This is a genomic window from Streptomyces sp. NBC_00988 (assembly GCF_045162645.1).
In the GTDB taxonomy this organism is placed as follows: Bacteria; Actinomycetota; Actinomycetes; order Streptomycetales; family Streptomycetaceae; genus Streptomyces.
In genome coordinates this window covers 6,859,679-6,877,066 of sequence record NZ_CP108730.1, presented here as the reverse complement: position 1 = coordinate 6,877,066, position 17,388 = coordinate 6,859,679, and the positions used below count along the sequence as shown (strand labels likewise).

The window sequence follows — 17,388 nt, the reverse complement described above, 5'->3', positions numbered from 1 at the left end:
AGCAGTCCTGACAGAGGGGTTCAGTAACTGTCACGGAATGCTGATACGTGCAGGTCAGAGGCATACAGCGTTCCATCGAAGTACAGGCGCTGACAGCAGGTCCTAGGCAATCCGGCCACACATCGGCCACACCGAACAGCTCCTCGGCCAGCCCGTTTGCGGCTGGCCGAGGGAGGCGAACCCGACCCGCGAGGCCGCCAACAGACAAAGAGGGCCGCGCGGCATCCGCCGCGTGGCCCTCGCCGTTGTTCAGCCCCGGCGCTAGTCCTCGGAGTCGTTACGATCGGTACGGGGGGCGGCAAGCCCGTTCAAAGCCTGTTCGAGACCGGCCGCACCCGCGGGGGTGATGTGGCGCCGGTCCATGTCGATCGTCAGCTCGTCGCCGGTCGCACGAACGACTGCAATCGCCCCTGTGTCGAGTTGAGTGCGGGTTACGCGGATCAACTGGTGCCCCCTCATGGCATCACTGGCCATGACTCGAACATATGCCCGAGTCAAGAGCCCGGATCAGCCTACTCCGCAGTACACCCGAGGTCACGCACAAACTCCACGGAGTGACCAGAGCACCCACACATTTGTCAACGCCTAGGCATCGTCGGTTAGTTCCGGCGGGGGATCGCCGGCCGCATACCTCTTGAGCAGAGCCTCGACCCTGGGCATGTCCCGGGCCCCCATGCCCGGCGCATGGACGACAACGACGGTCGCCTCGTCACCGCTCGCGCCGAGCGGATCACCGGCCACGGCCCCGCAGTACTGCATCGCCGCGGCAAGGCGCACTCTGCGCTCGTCACCCCCTATGGCTCTTGAGATGGCGCCGGCGACCCCCGGCAGCATGTGTATCGGCTGATCATGAGCAATCCGGTGCAGGGTCGAGTACCCGACTCTTGTCTGCGTCGCCGGGTCGACGGCACGCTCGGCGAGCTTGCGGTACGAGAGGCCCGTCTCTTCCTTCGCCGTGCGCACGAGGTCCCCGAAGGGGGTGCCGTAAGGCCAACGCTCGTCCGTGTCGGTCTGCGACACGCTCTCACTCCACTCCGTTGCAGAATTCGAACACTTCTCATCTAAGCAGCCATCACCCGGAATCGCGGCGGTCAAAGTTCGTTGACGTGCGTCTCACCAGACTCTTACGGTTGCAGTGTTCGAATACTGCAACAGCAGGGGGCAAGCGCCACAGGCACTCTAGGGCCCCGGCTGTTCGAAATGTGGGACAACGGGGGAAGAGTGATCGCGCACAGCGAAATCACAGGATCGGCGGTTTCCGGGCAGCCGGGTGCCGTTCGATACGCCCTCGCCCCGCAGCCACGGAGTGCGCCGAGCGCGCCAAGCCGCAGTGTGAGGAGAGATAAGCACGTGAGTCCTGTCGAGTTCGTTGGTCCGCCGCCGAAGCAGCGCAACACCAAGCACTCCCGGATCGCGAACAGCCTGCGCCAACACCCCAAAGAGTGGGGGGTAGTCCGTACCCCGGCCACCTCCGTGCGGGCGGCATCCGCTGCCCAGGCCATCCGTAGCGCGCGGCTTCCGGCGTACGAGCCGGCCGGTTCGTACGAGGCGGTCGCCCGGACGATCGTGCAGAAGAACGGAGACGTCGAACACCGCGTCTACGCGCGTTATGTCGGGGGCGAGCAGTGACTGCCACCCCGCCAACCACCGTGACTCCCACGGGCGTTGTTGTTGCACCGCCCGGTCTCGACCGCGAGCAGTGGCTCACGGTCCGGCGTACGGGCATCGGTGGCTCGGAGATCGCCGCCGTCCTCGGGATGGACAAGCACACCTCGTCGCTTGAGGTCTACCTCGACAAGGTCGCCGAGTTGCCGCTCGACCGCCCGCGGAACCCGGATCTCGAAGAGGCCGCGTTCTGGGGACTGGCGCACGAGCCCACGATCGCCGGCGTCTTCGCCGAGCGGTCCGGCCTGCGCGTCATCGAGGGCCCCGGCACCCTCGCCCACATCGAGCGTCGTTGGATGCTCGCGAACGTCGACCGGTTCGTGCTCGACGAGGGCGAGTCGACGCCGTCGAGTTTGTTGGAGATCAAGACCCGGTCCGCCTTCCAGCTCGACGAGTGGTTGCTCGGCGTGCCGGACGGTCCGGCGCTGCAAACGCACTGGTACCTCGCGGTGACCGGCTACCGGCACGCGCACGTCGCCGCCCTGCTCGGCGGAAACCGGCTGCTGATTCACCGTGTCGAGCGCGACGAGGGACTCGTCGAGCACCTCGTCGCCCTGCTCGGGGAGTTCTGGCAGGGCGTGCTCGACCGCCGGCCGCCCGCGGTCGACGGCTCCGAGGCGACCGAGGAACTGCTCGGCCATCTCTACGACGTCCAGGCCGACGCCGTGACGGTCGCCGACCCGGCCGAGGTCCTGCCGCTGCTGGAACGCCGGCGCGAACTCAAGGCACGCGAGGAACGCACGGCCGACGAACTACGCGACGTCGACAACCGGTTGAAGGCGATCGCCGGCGAGGCCGAGATCGTCAAAACGCAGGGCACCGTCGCGTTCACCTGGAAACAGAACGGCCCGCTCGCCACGAAGCGGTTCACCGCCGCACGCCCCGACCTCGCCACGAAGTACACGCACCGCGTCGAAGCGCTCGATACAAAGAGCCTCGCCGCCGAGCACCCCGACGAGTACCGGGCCCACCGTGCCCGACGCCTCGTTGTGCCCAAGGAGCCTGCCGCAGCGTGAGCACCAACCTTGCCGAGCGTGTCGCCACCAAGCGCACCAGCCGTACCGCCGCCGCCCCTGCCCACCGTCCTACGCAGCAGCCCACCCTCGTGCAATTCGTGCAGCAGATGCGCCCGGAGATCGAGCGCGCGCTGCCCGCCCACGTCGGGGGCGCCGACCGTATCGCCCGCATCGCGCTGACCGAGTTGCGCAGGGTCGAGCACCTCGCCGAGTGCACGCAAGAGTCGTTCGCCGGCGCCCTGATGACCTGCTCGGCCCTCGGCCTCGAACCCGGCGGAGTGTCCGGCGAGGCGTACCTGCTGCCGTTCTGGAACAAGAAGGTCCGGGCGTACGAGGTACAGCTCGTCATCGGCTATCAGGGCATGATCAAGCTGTTTTGGCAGCACCCGCTCGCCGCCGGCCTCGACACGCACACCGTGTTCGAGGGCGACGAGTTCGAGTACGAGTACGGCCTCGCCCCGGTCCTCAAGCACAAACCCACCCGCGGCAACGCCAAGGGAGCGCCCTCGCACTACTACGCCGTGGCCCGCCTCGCGAACGGCGGGAATGCGTTCCTCGTGTTGGACGTCGACGACGTCGAGGCGATCCGCAAGCGCAGCAAGGCCAAGGACTTCGGCCCGTGGTCGACGGACTACGACGCCATGGCCCGCAAGACGTGCGTACGACAGTTGTTCAAGCTGCTGCCGAAGTCCGCTGAGCTCGCCCGCGCCGTGGCGCACGACGAGACCGTGCGCCGTGATCCCTCGCCTGAGGGACTCGACACCCCCGGCGACTACATCGAGGGCGAGGTCGTCCAATCAGCCTCTGCCCAGGGGACAGCAGGTGTTGACGAGCGATCCCCAGGTGCCGCGGTCGAAGACGTGCCAGCGGAATTCGCCGGCCGGCCCGAGGCTGCCGAGCCGGCCGCGGCTGACATCACCCCGTGAGCCACAGGCGCACCAATTCGCGGAGGAGCGGCGGCGCAGCCCCGAAGGGGAGGTGGTTTCCGGCCATCAAAACACCAACGTCGTCATGCCCCCGAGGGCAGCCGCTCGCCAGCCGCCCCCAGGGCCCCGGATCGCCAACACCATTAAGGAGAAGGACCGTTGAGCCGCGCCGCGACGGATTGGGTGTGGGACCACGCCACCGCCCGAGGTACCGCTCGAACGGTGCTGCTCGCCATCGCTGACAAGGCGAACGTCGAGGCAGTCGCCTACGCCGGTACGGCGATGCTCGTGCAGCGCACCAGGGCGGCTCGCTCTACGGTGCGGGACGCTGTCGACGCGCTGCTCGTCTCGGGCGAGCTCGCCGTCGTGCAGGACGTCACGGGGCCTCGGGGAGAGACCGTTTACCGCCTGCCGCTCGTCGTCGCCAACGCCCGCGTGGAGGGGGCCGGTTCTCAGTCCGGGCCGGATTCCGGCCCCGGTCGGGAATCGGCCCCCGGGGGACCGGAATCCGGTACAGAGGGGGGCCGGATTCCGACCCGAAGGGGAGCGGAAACCGGTCCCCAGAACAAGAAGAACGAGAGAGAACAAGAAGCACAGCAGCAGCCGCGCGCGAGCACCCCCACCCGGTCCGCGCTGATTGGCGAACTGCACGCCCTCGGCGACGCCCTCGCCGCCGCCGGCGTCGTCGTCCGTTGGACGCTCGGGCTCGGCGAGCAGCGCGACGTGTGGCGCCTCGTCGAACAGCACGGCGTCGAGGCCCTCGTCGAGCTCGCCGCCCGCCGCACCCAGCCAGCCGCCGAGCCGAAACCGGCCCGCTACTGGCTCAAGGTCTGGGGCGACCTCGACCGCGGGCCGTCCGTTGGCCCTGGTTCCAACGCCGTTGCGCTGCGCGCTCCGGGCTCCGCGGCCTACACCGACAACCTGGCCGCCGGCCTCGCCCTGCTGCACGCCCAGAAGGAGGGCACCCCGTGATCGACCAGCACATCGCCGCCCTACTCGCCTACGCCAGTCGCCTCGACTCCCGCGTGCGCCGCTCGCTCGCCGACCCGCAGCAGTCCGCGCAGACCATCGCCGACTGGACCGCCGCACTCGCCGACGTACCGGCCACCCTGCCCGACACCCGTTGGGACGCCTCGCAGGCCATGCGCCGGTACTACGAGCAGCGCGGCGGCGACCGCTCCGCGCAGTTCCGCCCCGTCGAGCCGCACGACGTGCTCGCCGCATGGGCGCCACACCGCGCCGAGCTCATGAACCGGCACACCGACCCCGTGCCGGCCGCCGACCCCGACGACCCGGCAGCGTGGCGCGAGGAACTGCTCGGCACCCGAGCCGCGGTCGCCACCGGCCACACCCCGCCCACCCAGTACCGCGCCGAGATCAACGCCGCCGGGCAGAAACGTCTCGCCGCACTCGCCGCCGGAGTCGGTCACGGTCCACGCCGATACATGCCGGCCGAGGTCGCCGAACAACTCGCGGAGTTGCGGCCGGCCCGTGCCGCCCGTGAGGCCGCCGTCGCCGCCGGACAGCCCGATGCCTATCAGCACAAGTGCAGTTGGTGCGGCGCCGAGCCCGACCAGCCGTGCCGGACCGGCTACCGCCGCCGCGGCAAGGGCCGCAGCACCCGCTCGACCCCGCACCCCTGCCGCATCGAGGCCGCCCTCGCCACCGAGCGGGACGAGGACGAGCACGACCACCTCGCCCGCCTCATGGCCACCCCGCCCGTACCGCGCGAAGTCCGCGCCCGACACACCGCCGGAGGACTCCGCCGATGACCCCGAACGCCGCCCGAGCCGCCCTCGCCGCGCACCTGACGGACACGCTCGAACTGCCGCCGCACCGCGCCACGGTCACCGCATCCGAGCTTCTCGACCGCCTCACCGCCGAGGGCTGGGAGATCACCACCACCCCGGCCGCGCGACCGGTCGCGCCTCGCGCGCGGGAGACCTCGCGCGCTCGGCGCCTCGTCGCTCGTCTGTTTCCTCACCGCGCACGCCCGAACGGAGACACCGCCCGATGAACACCCGCACGCGTACCGACTCTCGTCGAGGCCGGACGATCGCCCGCGAGGCCGAGCGCGACGCCCGTCGCGATCGCTTCCGGCTGCTGCTCGCTCGCGCCGACCGAGGTGTGCTCGCGCCCGAGGACTCCGCGCAGCTCCGCGCTGACGTCGAGGCCGAGGTCGCCGAGTCCGACACCCACCGGCGCAGTGCCGGCGGACAGCAGGCAGCAGTGATGCGGCTGCACCAGCGGATCGAGGCCGCCGAGGACGCCATTCGCGAGATCGAAGCCGAGCGCGACGAGGTCCGAGCGCAGCTGGCCGGCACGCACACGTGCAGTGGTTCTCCGTCAAGACGATGAAACCCGCATTCATCCACTTCCGGGCCACCGCGAACACCGACAACCGGCTGATGAGCCAAGGGAGTTCGTGTGCGGCACCTCCGCAGTCACCAACATGCCGCACACGAACCCACCGAACAGGAGCAGTGCCGATGAGCTACGCCCTCGCCGTACACGAGACCGTCACCGCCCTGCGCTGCGTCCGGGAGCAGTGGGCCGAGCTGCTGCTCGCCATCGAGACCGCACCCGCGGACGTCTGGCCGCCGCGGCAGCTCGCACACACCCTGCGCGCCGGCGACGACGAGCCCCTCGTCGTCGAGGACCGCGCGCCCCTGGTGTTGCGCGAGCACCCCGCCCCGCTCAACCTCGACGCCCTCGACGCCGGCCTCGCCATCGAGCGCATGGTGTTCGACCTCGCCGACACTCTCGCCGCCGCGGTTCAGCACGCCCAGCAGGACGACCCCCGCCGTTGGGAGTTCCAGCACCCTGGCGCAGCCAGCGCTCGACGCACGGCCGGCTCTCGGGCGCACGGGCTGCACTTCGCTTCCGTGTGGATCGAGGGGCGCGTGCTCGACGAGGACACCGAGCCCGAGCAGCAGTTCGACGGCCGGCCCACCGCGCCGCCGTTCGAGCCCCTGCCCCCGCACCTGCTGCACGAGGCACGGCATACCGCGCGCATCGCCGAGGGCCGGCTGCTGCGCGCCCTCGGCCTCGACCAGCGCACCAACCCGCTACCCGACCACCCGTGCCCGTACTGCGCCGGCGAGCTCACCCTGCACACCGGCCCCGAACAGGCTCCGACCGTGACCTGCTCGACTGGACCCGGTTGCACAGCGACGGTAGGCCTCGACGAGCACGGTCGACGTATGTGGCCGTGGCCTAACGTACTCGACCTCATCATCGCTCTCGACACGGGGCATCACGAAACAACCAATAGCTGAGCGACTCAGCGGTAGAAGTCAACGAGGAGGTGTCAAACTTCTACCGCTGTCCGCCCTGATGTCATTACTTCCGGCAGATCTGGTACGCGTAGCCGCGCCCCGCAGTTCCAGGCTTGTGCTCGATCTCTTTGGCTTTGATCAGGCTCTCGAAGATTTTTTTCATCTTGCTCTCGCTGTCAACGCCGGTCATTTTGCGGGCCTGCTCATTGCGGATGGAGTCATTCGACTTGAGGAAGTCGACCACCTGCTGAGCCGGAGACGCAAGACTCTCATGCCGAACCACTACGAGTACGGCATTGTCCGTCTCGCTAATTTCTGGCGATTTGAGATTGAGCTTCTTCATGGACTCGAACGCGGTATTGAGCCCTTCACCGACATCCTTGTTGGGGGGATTCGGGAATCGGTTCAGATGGCGAACCAGGTAAGGGTTTCTGCTGAGCCGTTCGTCGAGAATGTTCTCTACCGTGATATGCCCAGGAAGACGCCCCGGACTTTGGATTTCGATCCTATTCTCGAAGATTCGAACGTGTACGTCGTCCGTGATGGAGTAATCACGGTGCAGGACAGCGTTAGTGATGATTTCATGAAGCGCCTCATGCGGATATCGCACGCTACGCAATCCGTCTTCATCGAGGAAGGCCGCGGCAGCTACGATTTCGACGGTGCGATCGACAGCATCGTAGATTTGCTTGTACAGGGGACCTTCGATCGTGGCCGGATCTTCGACGAGACGATCGCGAGATTGCTCCTCACTGCTGTACCGGTAGATCTTGATCCCACACCGCTTAGGCAGGCAAGCCTGGGGCTCGTCAGCGAACAGCAACGCAGCTGCCACTATCGGCTTACCTGCAACGGTGAGGTGCTGTTTGTGAAGGTACGTCTCCGGCTCTCCTACCGGAACGGCGGTGAGGAGATACTCGATGATTGCCTCAGAGTTGGTGACAACGTTCAGGTCGATCGGCAGTGTCTCGGTCTCGAAGGACTCGATTCCTTTCTGGCGACGGAGGGCAAGCACTTGCTCCTCCGACACGACAGGAATGTTCTGTGCGCCAAGACGCTTATAGATCTTGCCGTCTGGGATTTTCCTAATGACGCGAGACTTGCGGGAATTTACGTGCAGGACGAAGCCGCCGCCTCCGTCGACACTAAGGAACTCCCCATCGATGTCTGTACCGAATGGGGAGACCTCCTCCAACACATACACGAGCTGATTCGCGTCTTCAGGGTCCGGAAATCCGTCCCACGTGAAGGTACCACCGGCGGACGACTCAGAGACTCCAATGTACAAGTCCCCACCGTCTGCGTTACAGAAAGCAGAGACCGCCCTAGCGACTTTTCCTGGCGCGATCCTCCGATCTTTGAAGTCAAGGAAATGCCCCTCGTACTGACCGAGCAGACGCTGCTTCTCCTCCAGCGTGATGTTTACCGTGTCGAACACCGAGCCCCCTCGTTGGTCAATTCTCTACATCGCCGATCCGTTACCCCGATAGCCAGATCAATCAGACGATCTTGCGTATTTATCCCCATCCGGCCAGACCATAGAAATTTGCAGATCGCCACACAGGTTAATCAAATCCTGCCTTGGCCTTGACGGAACAAGCAGTTCGAGCAATGGACGGGGATTGATATGCCGGCGATAGTCGAAGAGTTGGCCGATCGCTGTGCGCACAGCCTCTCTCGTTACGGACCCTTTAGCCTCAATCAAAACGTTTTCAGTCGCGTCGAAGAGGTCCGTGTATAGCGGCTTGAGCTCACCTGGAGGAATGATCCGCTGCCGCACAATCTTGTGCCCTAGCAATCGGAGATGCTCCGCGTAGGCGAGTGCGAGTGCCGCCTCTCGGCGCTCGGCCTCATACGGCTCCCGAGCCGGATCGACGAGGGCTCGCTCCGTGTGCTGCTGTTCAACATCAACTTCGTCCACTCGCAGTTCAGGCGGCGGCGTGTACGGCAGCTGCACCCCTTCCCGAGGCGCCGCAGCTATGGGCTGCAAGCGGAACATGATCACGCTACGAATCGGCCCATCGCCCGTTTCTGGAGCGTCAGTTAGGTACCACGGGCTCGCGACAGGCAGAGTGAACTGCCCCAGGTACTGGCACACACCGGACGAGACCCCGCGGAAGAGGCGCAGCGCACGGCCATCCCGCTCGTGGTTGAGGATCGCAAGGTTCCCTTGCGTCATCTTCTGGTCGCCCACCTGCCCCTCACCTGCGTAGTGGTAGCAACCGTCATCTCCCCATCCGTCAAAGTAGCCATGCTTGTGCCCCTTGACCGGGTCAGTGAACAGCAGGACGTTCGACGTGACACGTGACGGGCCGATTCCCCCTTGCCTGCGTCCGCCGTACTTCTCATGGATCGCCACCCGCTTGAACTGCTCTCCGGCCTCGATGTCCCAATCAGTCACGCGCAATCCTCCGAAAATTTAGGGCAAATTTCAACCCTAAATGAAGAGCCTACCGTCCCGCGGAGCGCGAGGTCCAGCACCCAAGCCCAGGGGATCACTCCGGCGAGCGCCTGCCGCAGCCCCGGCGGCGCGAGAAGGTGTCGACCCCTCAGGGCCGAACGAGCTTGCGTCGTTATCGTTCCGTGATCTAATGTTGGTGGTGCCTCCGGCGTGCCCGGAAACACCCCCAACTCGTACGCCCCGTCGACTCGCCCCTCGGCGGGGCGTACTCATGCCTGCCGGGAGGTGACACCGTGGCCGAGCCGATCACCGACCGGGACCGCGAGCAGGTCCGCCGGCTGCACGCCGAGGGTAAGTCGCGTAACGCGATCGCCCGCGCGATCGGGCGCAGCGCCGCCACCGTGAGCAAGATCGCTGGGCAAGAGGGGCTCACGTTCAGCGGGGGCGCCCGAGTTGCCGCGGCCACCGAGGCTCGACGAGCCGATGCTGCCGCGCGGCGCGAGCTGCTCGCCGACGAGTCCCTCGACGGCGCCCTGCGTCAGGTCGAGCGGGTCGGGGGCTCTGACTCCGCGCGGGATGCCCGCGACCATGCCACCGCCGCCCGCGCGCTCACCGAGGTGCACGCCCGAGTTTCCGAGCTCGCCCGCCAGACCGGTACCGGAAGCACCGGCGGCTCGATGCTCGACCGCCTCGCCGATGCCCTGATCGGGCCGGCTGGAGGTGACCGCGAGGGGGTGTGATGGCTGCGCCCCTCCCGCTGTCCGACAAGCAACTGCGGTCGGTGCGCGAGTCGTTCACGTCCCGTATTTCGATCTGGCACGGCAGTGTCCGGTCGGGCAAGACGCTTGCGAGCCTGCTCGCGTTCCTGCTGTCGATCCGCCGCGCCCCGGCAACCGGGTTGATCCTGCTGTGCGGCCGGTCGTTGCAGACGATCGAGCGCAACATCATCGAGCCCCTGCAAGATCCCACGCTGTTCGGCTCGGACGTCGCCGCCGAGGTTCGCCACACCCGCGGCGCCACCGTCGCGAGCATCCTCGGCCGCACGGTCCACCTGATCGGCGCCTCGGACGCACGGGCCGAGGGCCGACTGCGCGGTGCGACTGCCTGCCTGGCCTACGTCGACGAGGCAACGCTCGTCCCTGAAGCGTTCTTCGTGCAGTTGCTCGCCCGGCTGTCCGTGCCCGGCGCGCGGCTGCTGTGCACCACCAACCCGGACAGTCCGCGGCACTGGCTGCGGGTCGGCTATCTCAACCGCGCCGCCGAACTCGACCTCGCTGCATGGCACTTCCGCCTCGCCGACAACCCCTCGCTTGCGCCGGCCTACGTCGCCGCCCTGTCGGCGGAGTACACCGGACTTTGGCGCCGACGGATGATCGACGGCGCATGGGTGGTCGCCGAGGGCGCGATTTTCGACATGTACGACGAGGCCGTGCACGTCGTTGACGAGCTGCCCACGATGCGCCGGCACTGGGTCGGCCTCGACTACGGCACCACGAACCCTTTCTCGGCCGTCCTGCTCGGCCTCGGCGACGACGATCGTCTGTACGCGGTGGCCGAGTGGCGTTACGACTCCCGTGCCCGGCGTCGGCAGATGACCGACGCGCAGTACAGCGCCGCCGTACGCGCGTGGCTCGCCGGTCTCGGTATCGAGCCCGAGTGGACGTTCGTTGACCCGAGCGCCGCCTCGTACTCCGCACAGCTCTGGGCCGATGGGCACCCCGGCGTCGCGCGCGCCGACAACACGGTGCTTGACGGCATCCGCAGCGTCTCGAACGTGCTCGACGCCGGTCTACTGCGTATCCATCGCTCATGCGAGGGACTGCTCGACGAACTGCCCGGCTACGCATGGTCGGAAGAGGCCGCCGCCCGCGGTGAAGACCAGCCTGTGAAGGCGAACGATCACTCGGTCGACGCCCTGCGCTACGCCGTGCACTCCACCGCGCACGGATGGCGCCACCTCCTCACCCCCAAGTCCGAACTCAGCGCTCCTTAGTGTGTTGACCAGGCGCTATCTCCATGACCCTGCTGGCCTCCTCGGCGAACCGCGTGCGAGACCTCTCGACCGCATCGACGACTTCCTCGCAGCGATCTTGGTAGCTGCTCTCGGTTATCGCACCCCGCAATACAGCTTCAAGGAACGACCTCAAGTCGCGTGTCGCCGCCCAAACTTCGACCGCTACCAATCTCATGGCCTTGGGGCCTGCGAGATCGACTCGCGCGTGTGACTTGTAGATCTCGTGTGCTGCTGTGCCCAGGTCCTCGATGGCGCTTCGGATAACCGCGTCATCAGGAGCGGACTCCATGCTCACTCCAGAGACGTCGTCCCGGTGCGCGATCTTGTGTAGGGCACGATCGACTGGTTCCGCCGCCTGTATGAGCGTCAGGTATGCCTCTCGGCGTTCGGTTCTAAGTTGCTTACCGTGTTCGATCTTTCCTTGATCAATAGCCTGTCGACGTGCCGCAACGTACGCAAGTAACGCCGTACCCAGCGTGCCTGTCACACCGACGCTGGCTCCCAGTACCGCCGCAAGTCCTTGATCCATGCCGCGTATCTTGCCGACGCTTTCGGCTGCCCGCTGCTGCTTTCAAGACCAGGGGGTGACGCATGCCTCTGCCTGACAACCGCACCACGTGGCCGCCTCCCCACCTCGCCGGCCTGTACCGCGAGATAGGGGTGAACGACGCGTGGTACTCGGGCGACCGTAAGCGGCTCGCCGACGTCTACCGCTCCGAACGGCAGCGCCGCCACGACGGCCGGCGCCGGCTGTGGGCACGCCACCGCAACCCCCAGCACGGCAAGGACGACGGCCGGCTGCACATCCCGCTCGCCGGCGACATCGCGAGCACCTCCGCCGAGTTGCTGTTCGCCGAGCCGCTCGCGCTCACCGTCGACAACACCACGACGCAGGACCGCCTCGACGCGCTCGCCGAGGCCGGCGGACTGGCGAACACGCTCCTCGAAGCGGCCGAAGTCGGCGCCGCCCTCGGCGGATCATTCCTCCGCGTCACCTGGAATGCCGAGCTCGCCGCACGTCCGCTCATCACGGTCATTCACCCCGACAAGGCCGTGCCCGAGTTCTCGTACGGACTGCTGCAAGCAGTCACGTTCTGGCGGGAGTTGCCCGGCAGCGACCGCTCAACCGTATGGCGCCACCTCGAACGGCACGAGCGAGGACGCATCCTGCACGCCCTGTACGAGGGCACCGAGGACCGAATCGGCACCCGCGTGCCGATCACCGAGCACCCCGACACGGCCGGCCTCGTCGACTCCCTCGACACCGAGGGCGACAGCATCACCACCGGCGTGGATGCGCTCACCGCCTCGTACGTCCCCAACATGCTGCCCAACCGCCGCCACCGCGGCAGCCCGTACGGACGCAGCGACTACGACGCCCCGCTGCACGACCTCATGGACGCGCTCGACGAGACATGGACGAGCTGGATGCGCGACATCCGACTCGCCCGCGCGCGGCTGATCGTCCCCGACTCCTATCTGCGCGACCACGGCCCCGGCCGCGGCGCCTCGTTCGACGACGACCGGGAAATCTGGGCCGCCCTGTCCATCCCGCCGACCGAGAACGGCGCCGGCATCACCATGTCGCAGTTCGCGATCAGGGTCGCCGAGCACCAGTCAACCGCCGACTCGATCGTGCGCCAAGCCGTACGCTCCGCCGGCTACTCCGCGCAGACCTTCGGCATGGACGACTCGACCGCGGTCACCGCGACCGAGGTCAAAGCGCGCGAGCGCAAGTCGATGACCACCCGCGAGAAGAAGGCCCGGTATTGGGCGCCCGGGGTCGCCGACATCCTGCACGTGGCGCTCATGCTCGACCGCCGGATGTTCACCCCCTCGCTCGTCGTCGAACGCCCCCGCGTCACCTTCGGCGACGGTGTGAGCGAAGACCCGACGAGCGTCGCCCAAACCCTGTCGTTGCTCACACAGGCCCAGGCCGTGAGCGTCGACACGCGAGTGCGGATCCTGCACCCGGATTGGGACGACGCCGCTGTGCAGGCCGAGGTCGAGCGAATCCTCGTTGAAACTGGCGCCGCCGTACCGGACCCCATGCAGGCCGGAGTCGTCGGGTAGCCCATTGGCGCGTCATGGCCGCGGCGGCTCAGCTTCCCTAAGCGTCGGCGATACCCCTCCCTTTCCTGCGGATAGCCCGCAGTTGCAGCGCTCGATGTTGACCATAGGCCGTCAGCATCCAGTACGTTCCTGGATCAGTCACACTTCGCTTCCGCTTACTAGGCGCTATCAAACCGAGAGCCACGAACTGAACGATCACAGACTCAAAACTGATCGCCTCAAGAACAGCAGTCACCCCTATAAATTCTATCGACGACACATCAATACCCGCCTCATTGAATTCCCCTTTCATTTCCGAGCGACTGACATCCATGTCGCGCACCTTATTCGTTATCCATCCATCCAACGAGTCGCGCAGGAAACCCTCCTCCATTTCCTTCAATAGATAGGGAACAAGCGCAGAAAATAGCTGATCCCAAGTGAATCCCAGCCGCACCGCAAAAACGAATGTAGGAAATCCTCCAACTGGTGATTTATACCGGCCACTGACTTCAATATTCAAGGCGACCGTTTCATCGCCGCTGGAAAGTTCAGCCGTCCCAGGTGGCGGTTCGAGGGCCGAGACTTGCAACTGGCCCTCAAGTTCCTCCACACGCTTTCGAAGCCCCTCTATCGTGCGAAGCGACTCTACGTCGGTAGCGGCATTCGCCTTGATCCAACCGACAGCCGGGTAGCGTTTCACATAAGTACTATAGGTCGTCGCTATCTGATATCCGAGATCGTCGGGCGACTCCCAAAACCTAACGACCCTGGCTGTCTTTACCTTTTCCCTGAAGGCGGCGAGCTGTGCTCTCGGTCCAGATTCCGACTCACATTTCCCAGCAGGAAGCATGGTCAGATCTTTGTGCAAGAATGCCATTACGGGTTTCTTGGCATTCATGGCATAGACAAACTCCTGCTCAGTATAACTCATATCTTCGATCGAATTAATCGATCCATACTTTCCGGCAATCACCAACAGGTAATAGTCACAGTCATCGATAACATCTGTTATCAGGCCCCAGGAGTCCTCATCAGCCGCAGGGAATAGCTCCATTCCGGCCGGTATAGCCTCAAGAAGCAACAGCGCAGAAATTACTTTCTGCCTCTCTTCTTTGAGATCCTCGTAAGTAGAGCTAACAAAGACTTGATACCTTTTTCCGTTTGGGGGCATAACCTTTCCCTGCTGCCGGCAATGAGCGGTTGTACGTCGGGAATCTCGCCCAACGGTTAGGTTTCGATCTCCTCTTCCAGTAACCCCTCCCACGCCCCCCATGGCAACTGGGAAGCGCGGTACCGGAGCCGTACGGAGATCTCAGAGAAGATCTGGGGGTGCGCGGCGTGGCCGTATCCCCGTGGAGGGTCGAGGGCTTGTCGGCCGGCGTCCGCGACCTGTACGCGGACGCCGAGGCACGGCTGTTGGGGATCGTCGCGCGGCAACTCTCCGACGGGTTCGAGGCTCCGGGATGGGCGGTGGCCAAGCTCGCCGACATCCAGCCGCTACGACGCTCGGCGCAGCAGGTCGTCGACGCGCTCTCGACCGCGGTCGACCTTGAGGTATGGGACGTGGTCGCCGAGGCGTACAACGTCGGTGCGCGCGCCGGCCTCGCCGAGCTCGGCGCCCTGGGCGACGAGGAGGTGCGCCGGATCGCCGAGACGACGCCGGCGACGCGCGCTGTGGATCGGCTCGCGCAGGAAACGATCGACCTCGTCACCGAGACGCACCGCGGGATTCTCCGAGGAGTTGAGGACGGGTACCGGCAAGTGATCGCCGAAGTGTCGGCAACGCCGCTGCTCGGCATCGACTCTCGCCGACAGGCCACGCAGCGCGCCATGGAACGGTTCTCCGACCGTGGGCTGCGGACGTTCGTCGACAAGAGCGGGCGCGCGTGGCAGATGACGTCTTACGCGGAGATGGCGACCCGTACCGCGGTCGGTCGAGCCGCAGTCGAGGGGCACACCGACCGCCTGCGCGCGGCCGGCCTCGACCTCGTCATCGTCAGCAACGCCCCGCACGAGTGCCCCGTGTGCCAACCGTACGAGGGCAAGGTGCTGTCGATCGACGGCCCCGACGGTCCGCACGAGGTCGAGGTCGAGCACGCCCTCGACGACGGCCGCACCGTGCGTGTGGACGTCGCCGGCTCGCTCAACGCCGCACGCACCCGCGGGTTTCAGCATCCCAACTGCCGGCACTCCGTTGCGGCTTACCTCGCGGGCGTGACCCGCGCTCCCGAGGACGCGTCCGAGGACCCCGACGGGTACGAGGCGACGCAGAAGCAGCGCGCCATCGAGCGCAGCATTCGCAAGTGGAAGAACCGCGCCGCCGCGGCGACTACCCCCGAGGCCAAGCGCGCGGCCGAGGCACGTGTGCGCGGGTGGCAGGGCCGGATGCGCGGTCACCTCGCCGACCACCCCGAACTCATCCGCCGGCGCGAGCGTGAGGAGCTCGGCGCCGGCAACCTCCCCCCCGACGATGGCACCGCCGGCCGTGCCGGTACGCCAAGCGGTCCGGGCACCGACCCGTTCGAGGCCGCGCGCGTCCGTGCCGGCGACGACCGGACGCTGCCCGAGATGAACGACGAGCAGCTCGGCGCCGCCATCCGCCCAGGCGTGCTCGACGAGCGCGACCGCGGCCGGATCGCCCGCGAGGCCGACCGGCGAGACGAGCAGGACCTGCTCGACCGCATCCGCCCGAACGGTCGCCTCGCCGACAGCCTCGCCGAGTTCAGCGACGACGAACTCGCCCGCGTCTCCCTGCACTTGGACGACGACGGCATGCTGCGCGTCATGGCGGAGATGGACCGCCGCGACGTCGACGCGGCCCTGCCCGGCGCACGACGTGACCTCGTCGGCATGTCCGAGCGCGAACTCGCCGACCGCGCCCGCAACGTGGTCGACGACCGCCCCGCCATCGGCGCCGAGGTGAACCGGCGCGGACTGCTCGCCGAGGTGTTCCCCGGCGGGCGTCTCGCCGGTGACCTGTCCGCCGTCGGCGACGACGTGCTCGGGTGGGCCGTGCGCTACGCCGTCCCCGACGACGCCGTACGCATCGCCGACGAACTCGACGGCCGGTACCCGCCCGCCGAACTCCCTGACGCGCAGGGGGCGTTCAGCGTCGAGGGGCAGCTCGCCGACCGGGCCGCCCTCGACGAAATCCTCGCCCCGGCCGCCGGCGCCGACACCTGGAACGGCCTCTCTGTCGACTGGTACGCGGGCATGTCCTCCACCGAGCGATGGATCGCCGAGCGCGAGTACGCCGACTTGCAGATGCGCACCGCCTACACCCGCGCCGAGATGCGCGAGATGTACCGCGAGCACGTGTGGTCGCAGATGCTCGCCGCCGAGGACGCGACCAACGGCTACATGCTCAGCAAGGCCGCGCAGGCTGCGGGCGTCGACCCGGTCTCACTGTTCAGCGGCCCCGCGCACATCGCCTACGCCCGCGCCTCGGAGGAACTCAGGCGCTGGTGGCAGGATCACCCCCGCATGACGCTCGCGGAGTACGAGGAGATGGTGACCGGCCTGCGCAGCAGCGCGGCCGACACCGCCCGCGCCTCCCGCAGCACCCAGAACAACCGGCTCTAGGAGGTGGCAGTGGGGCGTCGAGGCTCCCTCGTTCGCGCCCTGCTCGCCGGCATCGAGGCCGGCCGCAGCGCCGCGCCCGTCACGTCCTGCCCCTACCCGAGGGGCAATCTGTGTCGCTCAGCTTGGGTTCGCGGATACGCGATGGCTCGGTCGACGGGCCAGCCTTGAACAAGACATAGGCTCAGCGCTTCACACTCGTGAGTGGATTCACGATTCACATAACGACCGAGCAAAACAGCAGCTCAGAGGGCTGTATTGCCTACCGAACAGACATCAACAGACTGTTGATCTCTGTTCGGAATGTCAGTGACGGTGATACCGTCTGTGATACGTAGTCACTCGAAAGGGTGACCTGCGAAGGGCCCCACCCTCCCGAGCTGTAACTCGGGGGATCAGAGTGGAGCCCCTCGCGTACCGTTGTCGAAAGGCCCTAGTTGATCACTCAGCTGGG

The 17,388-nt window shown here is 66.7% G+C and carries 19 protein-coding genes; 13 read left to right on the top strand and 6 right to left on the bottom strand.

All coding sequences use genetic code 11. The annotated features are described in order from the left end of the window. Nucleotides 1–261: 261 nt before the first annotated feature. Entirely contained in the window at nucleotides 262–474 is a 213-nt protein-coding gene (locus OG496_RS31615) for a hypothetical protein (protein WP_405973343.1), read from the bottom strand. 111 nt (nucleotides 475–585) lie between these two features. Then, nucleotides 586–1,020, bottom strand: coding sequence for a hypothetical protein (locus OG496_RS31610; protein WP_405973342.1), 435 nt, complete (start codon nucleotides 1,018–1,020; stop codon nucleotides 586–588). A gap of 330 nt (nucleotides 1,021–1,350) precedes the next feature. Between OG496_RS31610 and OG496_RS31605 the strand changes: the two genes are divergently transcribed. From OG496_RS31605 to OG496_RS31570, 8 genes are all read left to right on the top strand, one after another. Beyond that, nucleotides 1,351–1,629: a hypothetical protein gene (locus tag OG496_RS31605; RefSeq protein WP_405973341.1), complete on the top strand. Its 279-nt coding sequence runs from the start codon at nucleotides 1,351–1,353 to the stop codon at nucleotides 1,627–1,629. 20 nt (nucleotides 1,630–1,649) lie between these two features. Then, entirely contained in the window at nucleotides 1,650–2,681 is a 1,032-nt protein-coding gene (locus tag OG496_RS31600) for a YqaJ viral recombinase family protein (protein WP_405973340.1), read from the top strand. Then, on the top strand, nucleotides 2,678–3,607 hold the full coding sequence (locus OG496_RS31595; protein ID WP_405973339.1) for a recombinase RecT: 930 nt from the start codon (nucleotides 2,678–2,680) through the stop codon (nucleotides 3,605–3,607). Before OG496_RS31600 ends, OG496_RS31595 begins: the two co-directional genes overlap by 4 nt. Before the next feature lie 159 nt (nucleotides 3,608–3,766). Beyond that, nucleotides 3,767–4,579, top strand: coding sequence for a hypothetical protein (locus tag OG496_RS31590; protein WP_405973338.1), 813 nt, complete (start codon nucleotides 3,767–3,769; stop codon nucleotides 4,577–4,579). Next, nucleotides 4,576–5,379, top strand: coding sequence for a hypothetical protein (locus OG496_RS31585; protein WP_405973337.1), 804 nt, complete (start codon nucleotides 4,576–4,578; stop codon nucleotides 5,377–5,379). Before OG496_RS31590 ends, OG496_RS31585 begins: the two co-directional genes overlap by 4 nt. Then, complete coding sequence (locus tag OG496_RS31580) at nucleotides 5,376–5,624, top strand: hypothetical protein (protein ID WP_405973336.1); 249 nt, start codon at nucleotides 5,376–5,378, stop codon at nucleotides 5,622–5,624. The genes OG496_RS31585 and OG496_RS31580 overlap by 4 nt, the downstream gene beginning before the upstream one ends. Then, the gene (locus tag OG496_RS31575) at nucleotides 5,621–5,965 is read left to right on the top strand and encodes a hypothetical protein (RefSeq protein WP_405973335.1); all 345 of its coding nucleotides are present in this window, start codon (nucleotides 5,621–5,623) and stop codon (nucleotides 5,963–5,965) included. Before OG496_RS31580 ends, OG496_RS31575 begins: the two co-directional genes overlap by 4 nt. 131 nt (nucleotides 5,966–6,096) lie before the next feature. Beyond that, nucleotides 6,097–6,885, top strand: coding sequence for a hypothetical protein (locus tag OG496_RS31570; RefSeq protein WP_405973334.1), 789 nt, complete (start codon nucleotides 6,097–6,099; stop codon nucleotides 6,883–6,885). A 64-nt stretch (nucleotides 6,886–6,949) separates the two neighbouring features. Here OG496_RS31570 and OG496_RS31565 read toward each other — a convergent pair whose 3' ends face one another. Next, nucleotides 6,950–8,323, bottom strand: coding sequence for an ATP-binding protein (locus OG496_RS31565; RefSeq protein ID WP_405973333.1), 1,374 nt, complete (start codon nucleotides 8,321–8,323; stop codon nucleotides 6,950–6,952). Between the two features lie 57 nt (nucleotides 8,324–8,380). Continuing rightward, nucleotides 8,381–9,286 (bottom strand): restriction endonuclease, encoded by a 906-nt coding sequence (locus OG496_RS31560; protein ID WP_405973332.1) that lies wholly within the window; start codon nucleotides 9,284–9,286, stop codon nucleotides 8,381–8,383. A gap of 293 nt (nucleotides 9,287–9,579) precedes the next feature. On the opposite strand from OG496_RS31560, the gene OG496_RS31555 reads away from it, so the two are divergent. Next, nucleotides 9,580–10,026 carry a helix-turn-helix domain-containing protein gene (locus OG496_RS31555; RefSeq protein WP_405973331.1) on the top strand — a complete coding sequence of 149 codons (447 nt, stop codon included), beginning with the start codon at nucleotides 9,580–9,582 and terminating at the stop codon, nucleotides 10,024–10,026. Beyond that, nucleotides 10,026–11,279 carry a PBSX family phage terminase large subunit gene (locus tag OG496_RS31550; RefSeq protein WP_405973330.1) on the top strand — a complete coding sequence of 418 codons (1,254 nt, stop codon included), beginning with the start codon at nucleotides 10,026–10,028 and terminating at the stop codon, nucleotides 11,277–11,279. Before OG496_RS31555 ends, OG496_RS31550 begins: the two co-directional genes overlap by 1 nt. Here OG496_RS31550 and OG496_RS31545 read toward each other — a convergent pair. Beyond that, nucleotides 11,266–11,829 (bottom strand): hypothetical protein, encoded by a 564-nt coding sequence (locus tag OG496_RS31545; protein ID WP_405973329.1) that lies wholly within the window; start codon nucleotides 11,827–11,829, stop codon nucleotides 11,266–11,268. The genes OG496_RS31550 and OG496_RS31545 overlap by 14 nt on opposite strands. Before the next feature lie 62 nt (nucleotides 11,830–11,891). Between OG496_RS31545 and OG496_RS31540 the strand changes: the two genes are divergently transcribed. After that, the gene (locus OG496_RS31540; RefSeq protein ID WP_405973328.1) at nucleotides 11,892–13,373 is read left to right on the top strand and encodes a phage portal protein; all 1,482 of its coding nucleotides are present in this window, start codon (nucleotides 11,892–11,894) and stop codon (nucleotides 13,371–13,373) included. A gap of 37 nt (nucleotides 13,374–13,410) precedes the next feature. Here the strand turns inward: OG496_RS31540 and OG496_RS31535 are convergent, their stop codons facing one another. After that, on the bottom strand, nucleotides 13,411–14,526 hold the full coding sequence (locus OG496_RS31535; RefSeq protein ID WP_405973327.1) for a DUF4062 domain-containing protein: 1,116 nt from the start codon (nucleotides 14,524–14,526) through the stop codon (nucleotides 13,411–13,413). A 167-nt stretch (nucleotides 14,527–14,693) separates the two neighbouring features. Here OG496_RS31535 and OG496_RS31530 point away from each other — a divergent pair, with 167 nt between their 5' ends. Continuing rightward, the gene (locus tag OG496_RS31530; RefSeq protein WP_405973326.1) at nucleotides 14,694–16,937 is read left to right on the top strand and encodes a phage minor capsid protein; all 2,244 of its coding nucleotides are present in this window, start codon (nucleotides 14,694–14,696) and stop codon (nucleotides 16,935–16,937) included. A gap of 3 nt (nucleotides 16,938–16,940) precedes the next feature. After that, on the top strand, nucleotides 16,941–17,105 hold the full coding sequence (locus OG496_RS31525) for an Rmf/CrpP fold protein (RefSeq protein ID WP_405973325.1): 165 nt from the start codon (nucleotides 16,941–16,943) through the stop codon (nucleotides 17,103–17,105). Nucleotides 17,106–17,388 lie beyond the last annotated feature (283 nt).

Excerpts from the sequence above, each read along its gene's own strand:
- OG496_RS31570 (WP_405973334.1), top strand. The coding sequence starts at position 6,097 with ATGAGCTACGCCCTCGCCGTACACGAGACCGTCACCGCCCTGCGCTGC.
- OG496_RS31580 (WP_405973336.1), top strand. The coding sequence starts at position 5,376 with ATGACCCCGAACGCCGCCCGAGCCGCCCTCGCCGCGCACCTGACGGAC.
- OG496_RS31615 (WP_405973343.1), bottom strand. The coding sequence starts at position 474 with ATGGCCAGTGATGCCATGAGGGGGCACCAGTTGATCCGCGTAACCCGC.
- OG496_RS31535 (WP_405973327.1), bottom strand. The coding sequence starts at position 14,526 with ATGCCCCCAAACGGAAAAAGGTATCAAGTCTTTGTTAGCTCTACTTAC.
- OG496_RS31540 (WP_405973328.1), top strand. The coding sequence starts at position 11,892 with ATGCCTCTGCCTGACAACCGCACCACGTGGCCGCCTCCCCACCTCGCC.
- OG496_RS31545 (WP_405973329.1), bottom strand. The coding sequence starts at position 11,829 with ATGGATCAAGGACTTGCGGCGGTACTGGGAGCCAGCGTCGGTGTGACA.
- OG496_RS31575 (WP_405973335.1), top strand. The coding sequence starts at position 5,621 with ATGAACACCCGCACGCGTACCGACTCTCGTCGAGGCCGGACGATCGCC.
- OG496_RS31550 (WP_405973330.1), top strand. The coding sequence starts at position 10,026 with ATGGCTGCGCCCCTCCCGCTGTCCGACAAGCAACTGCGGTCGGTGCGC.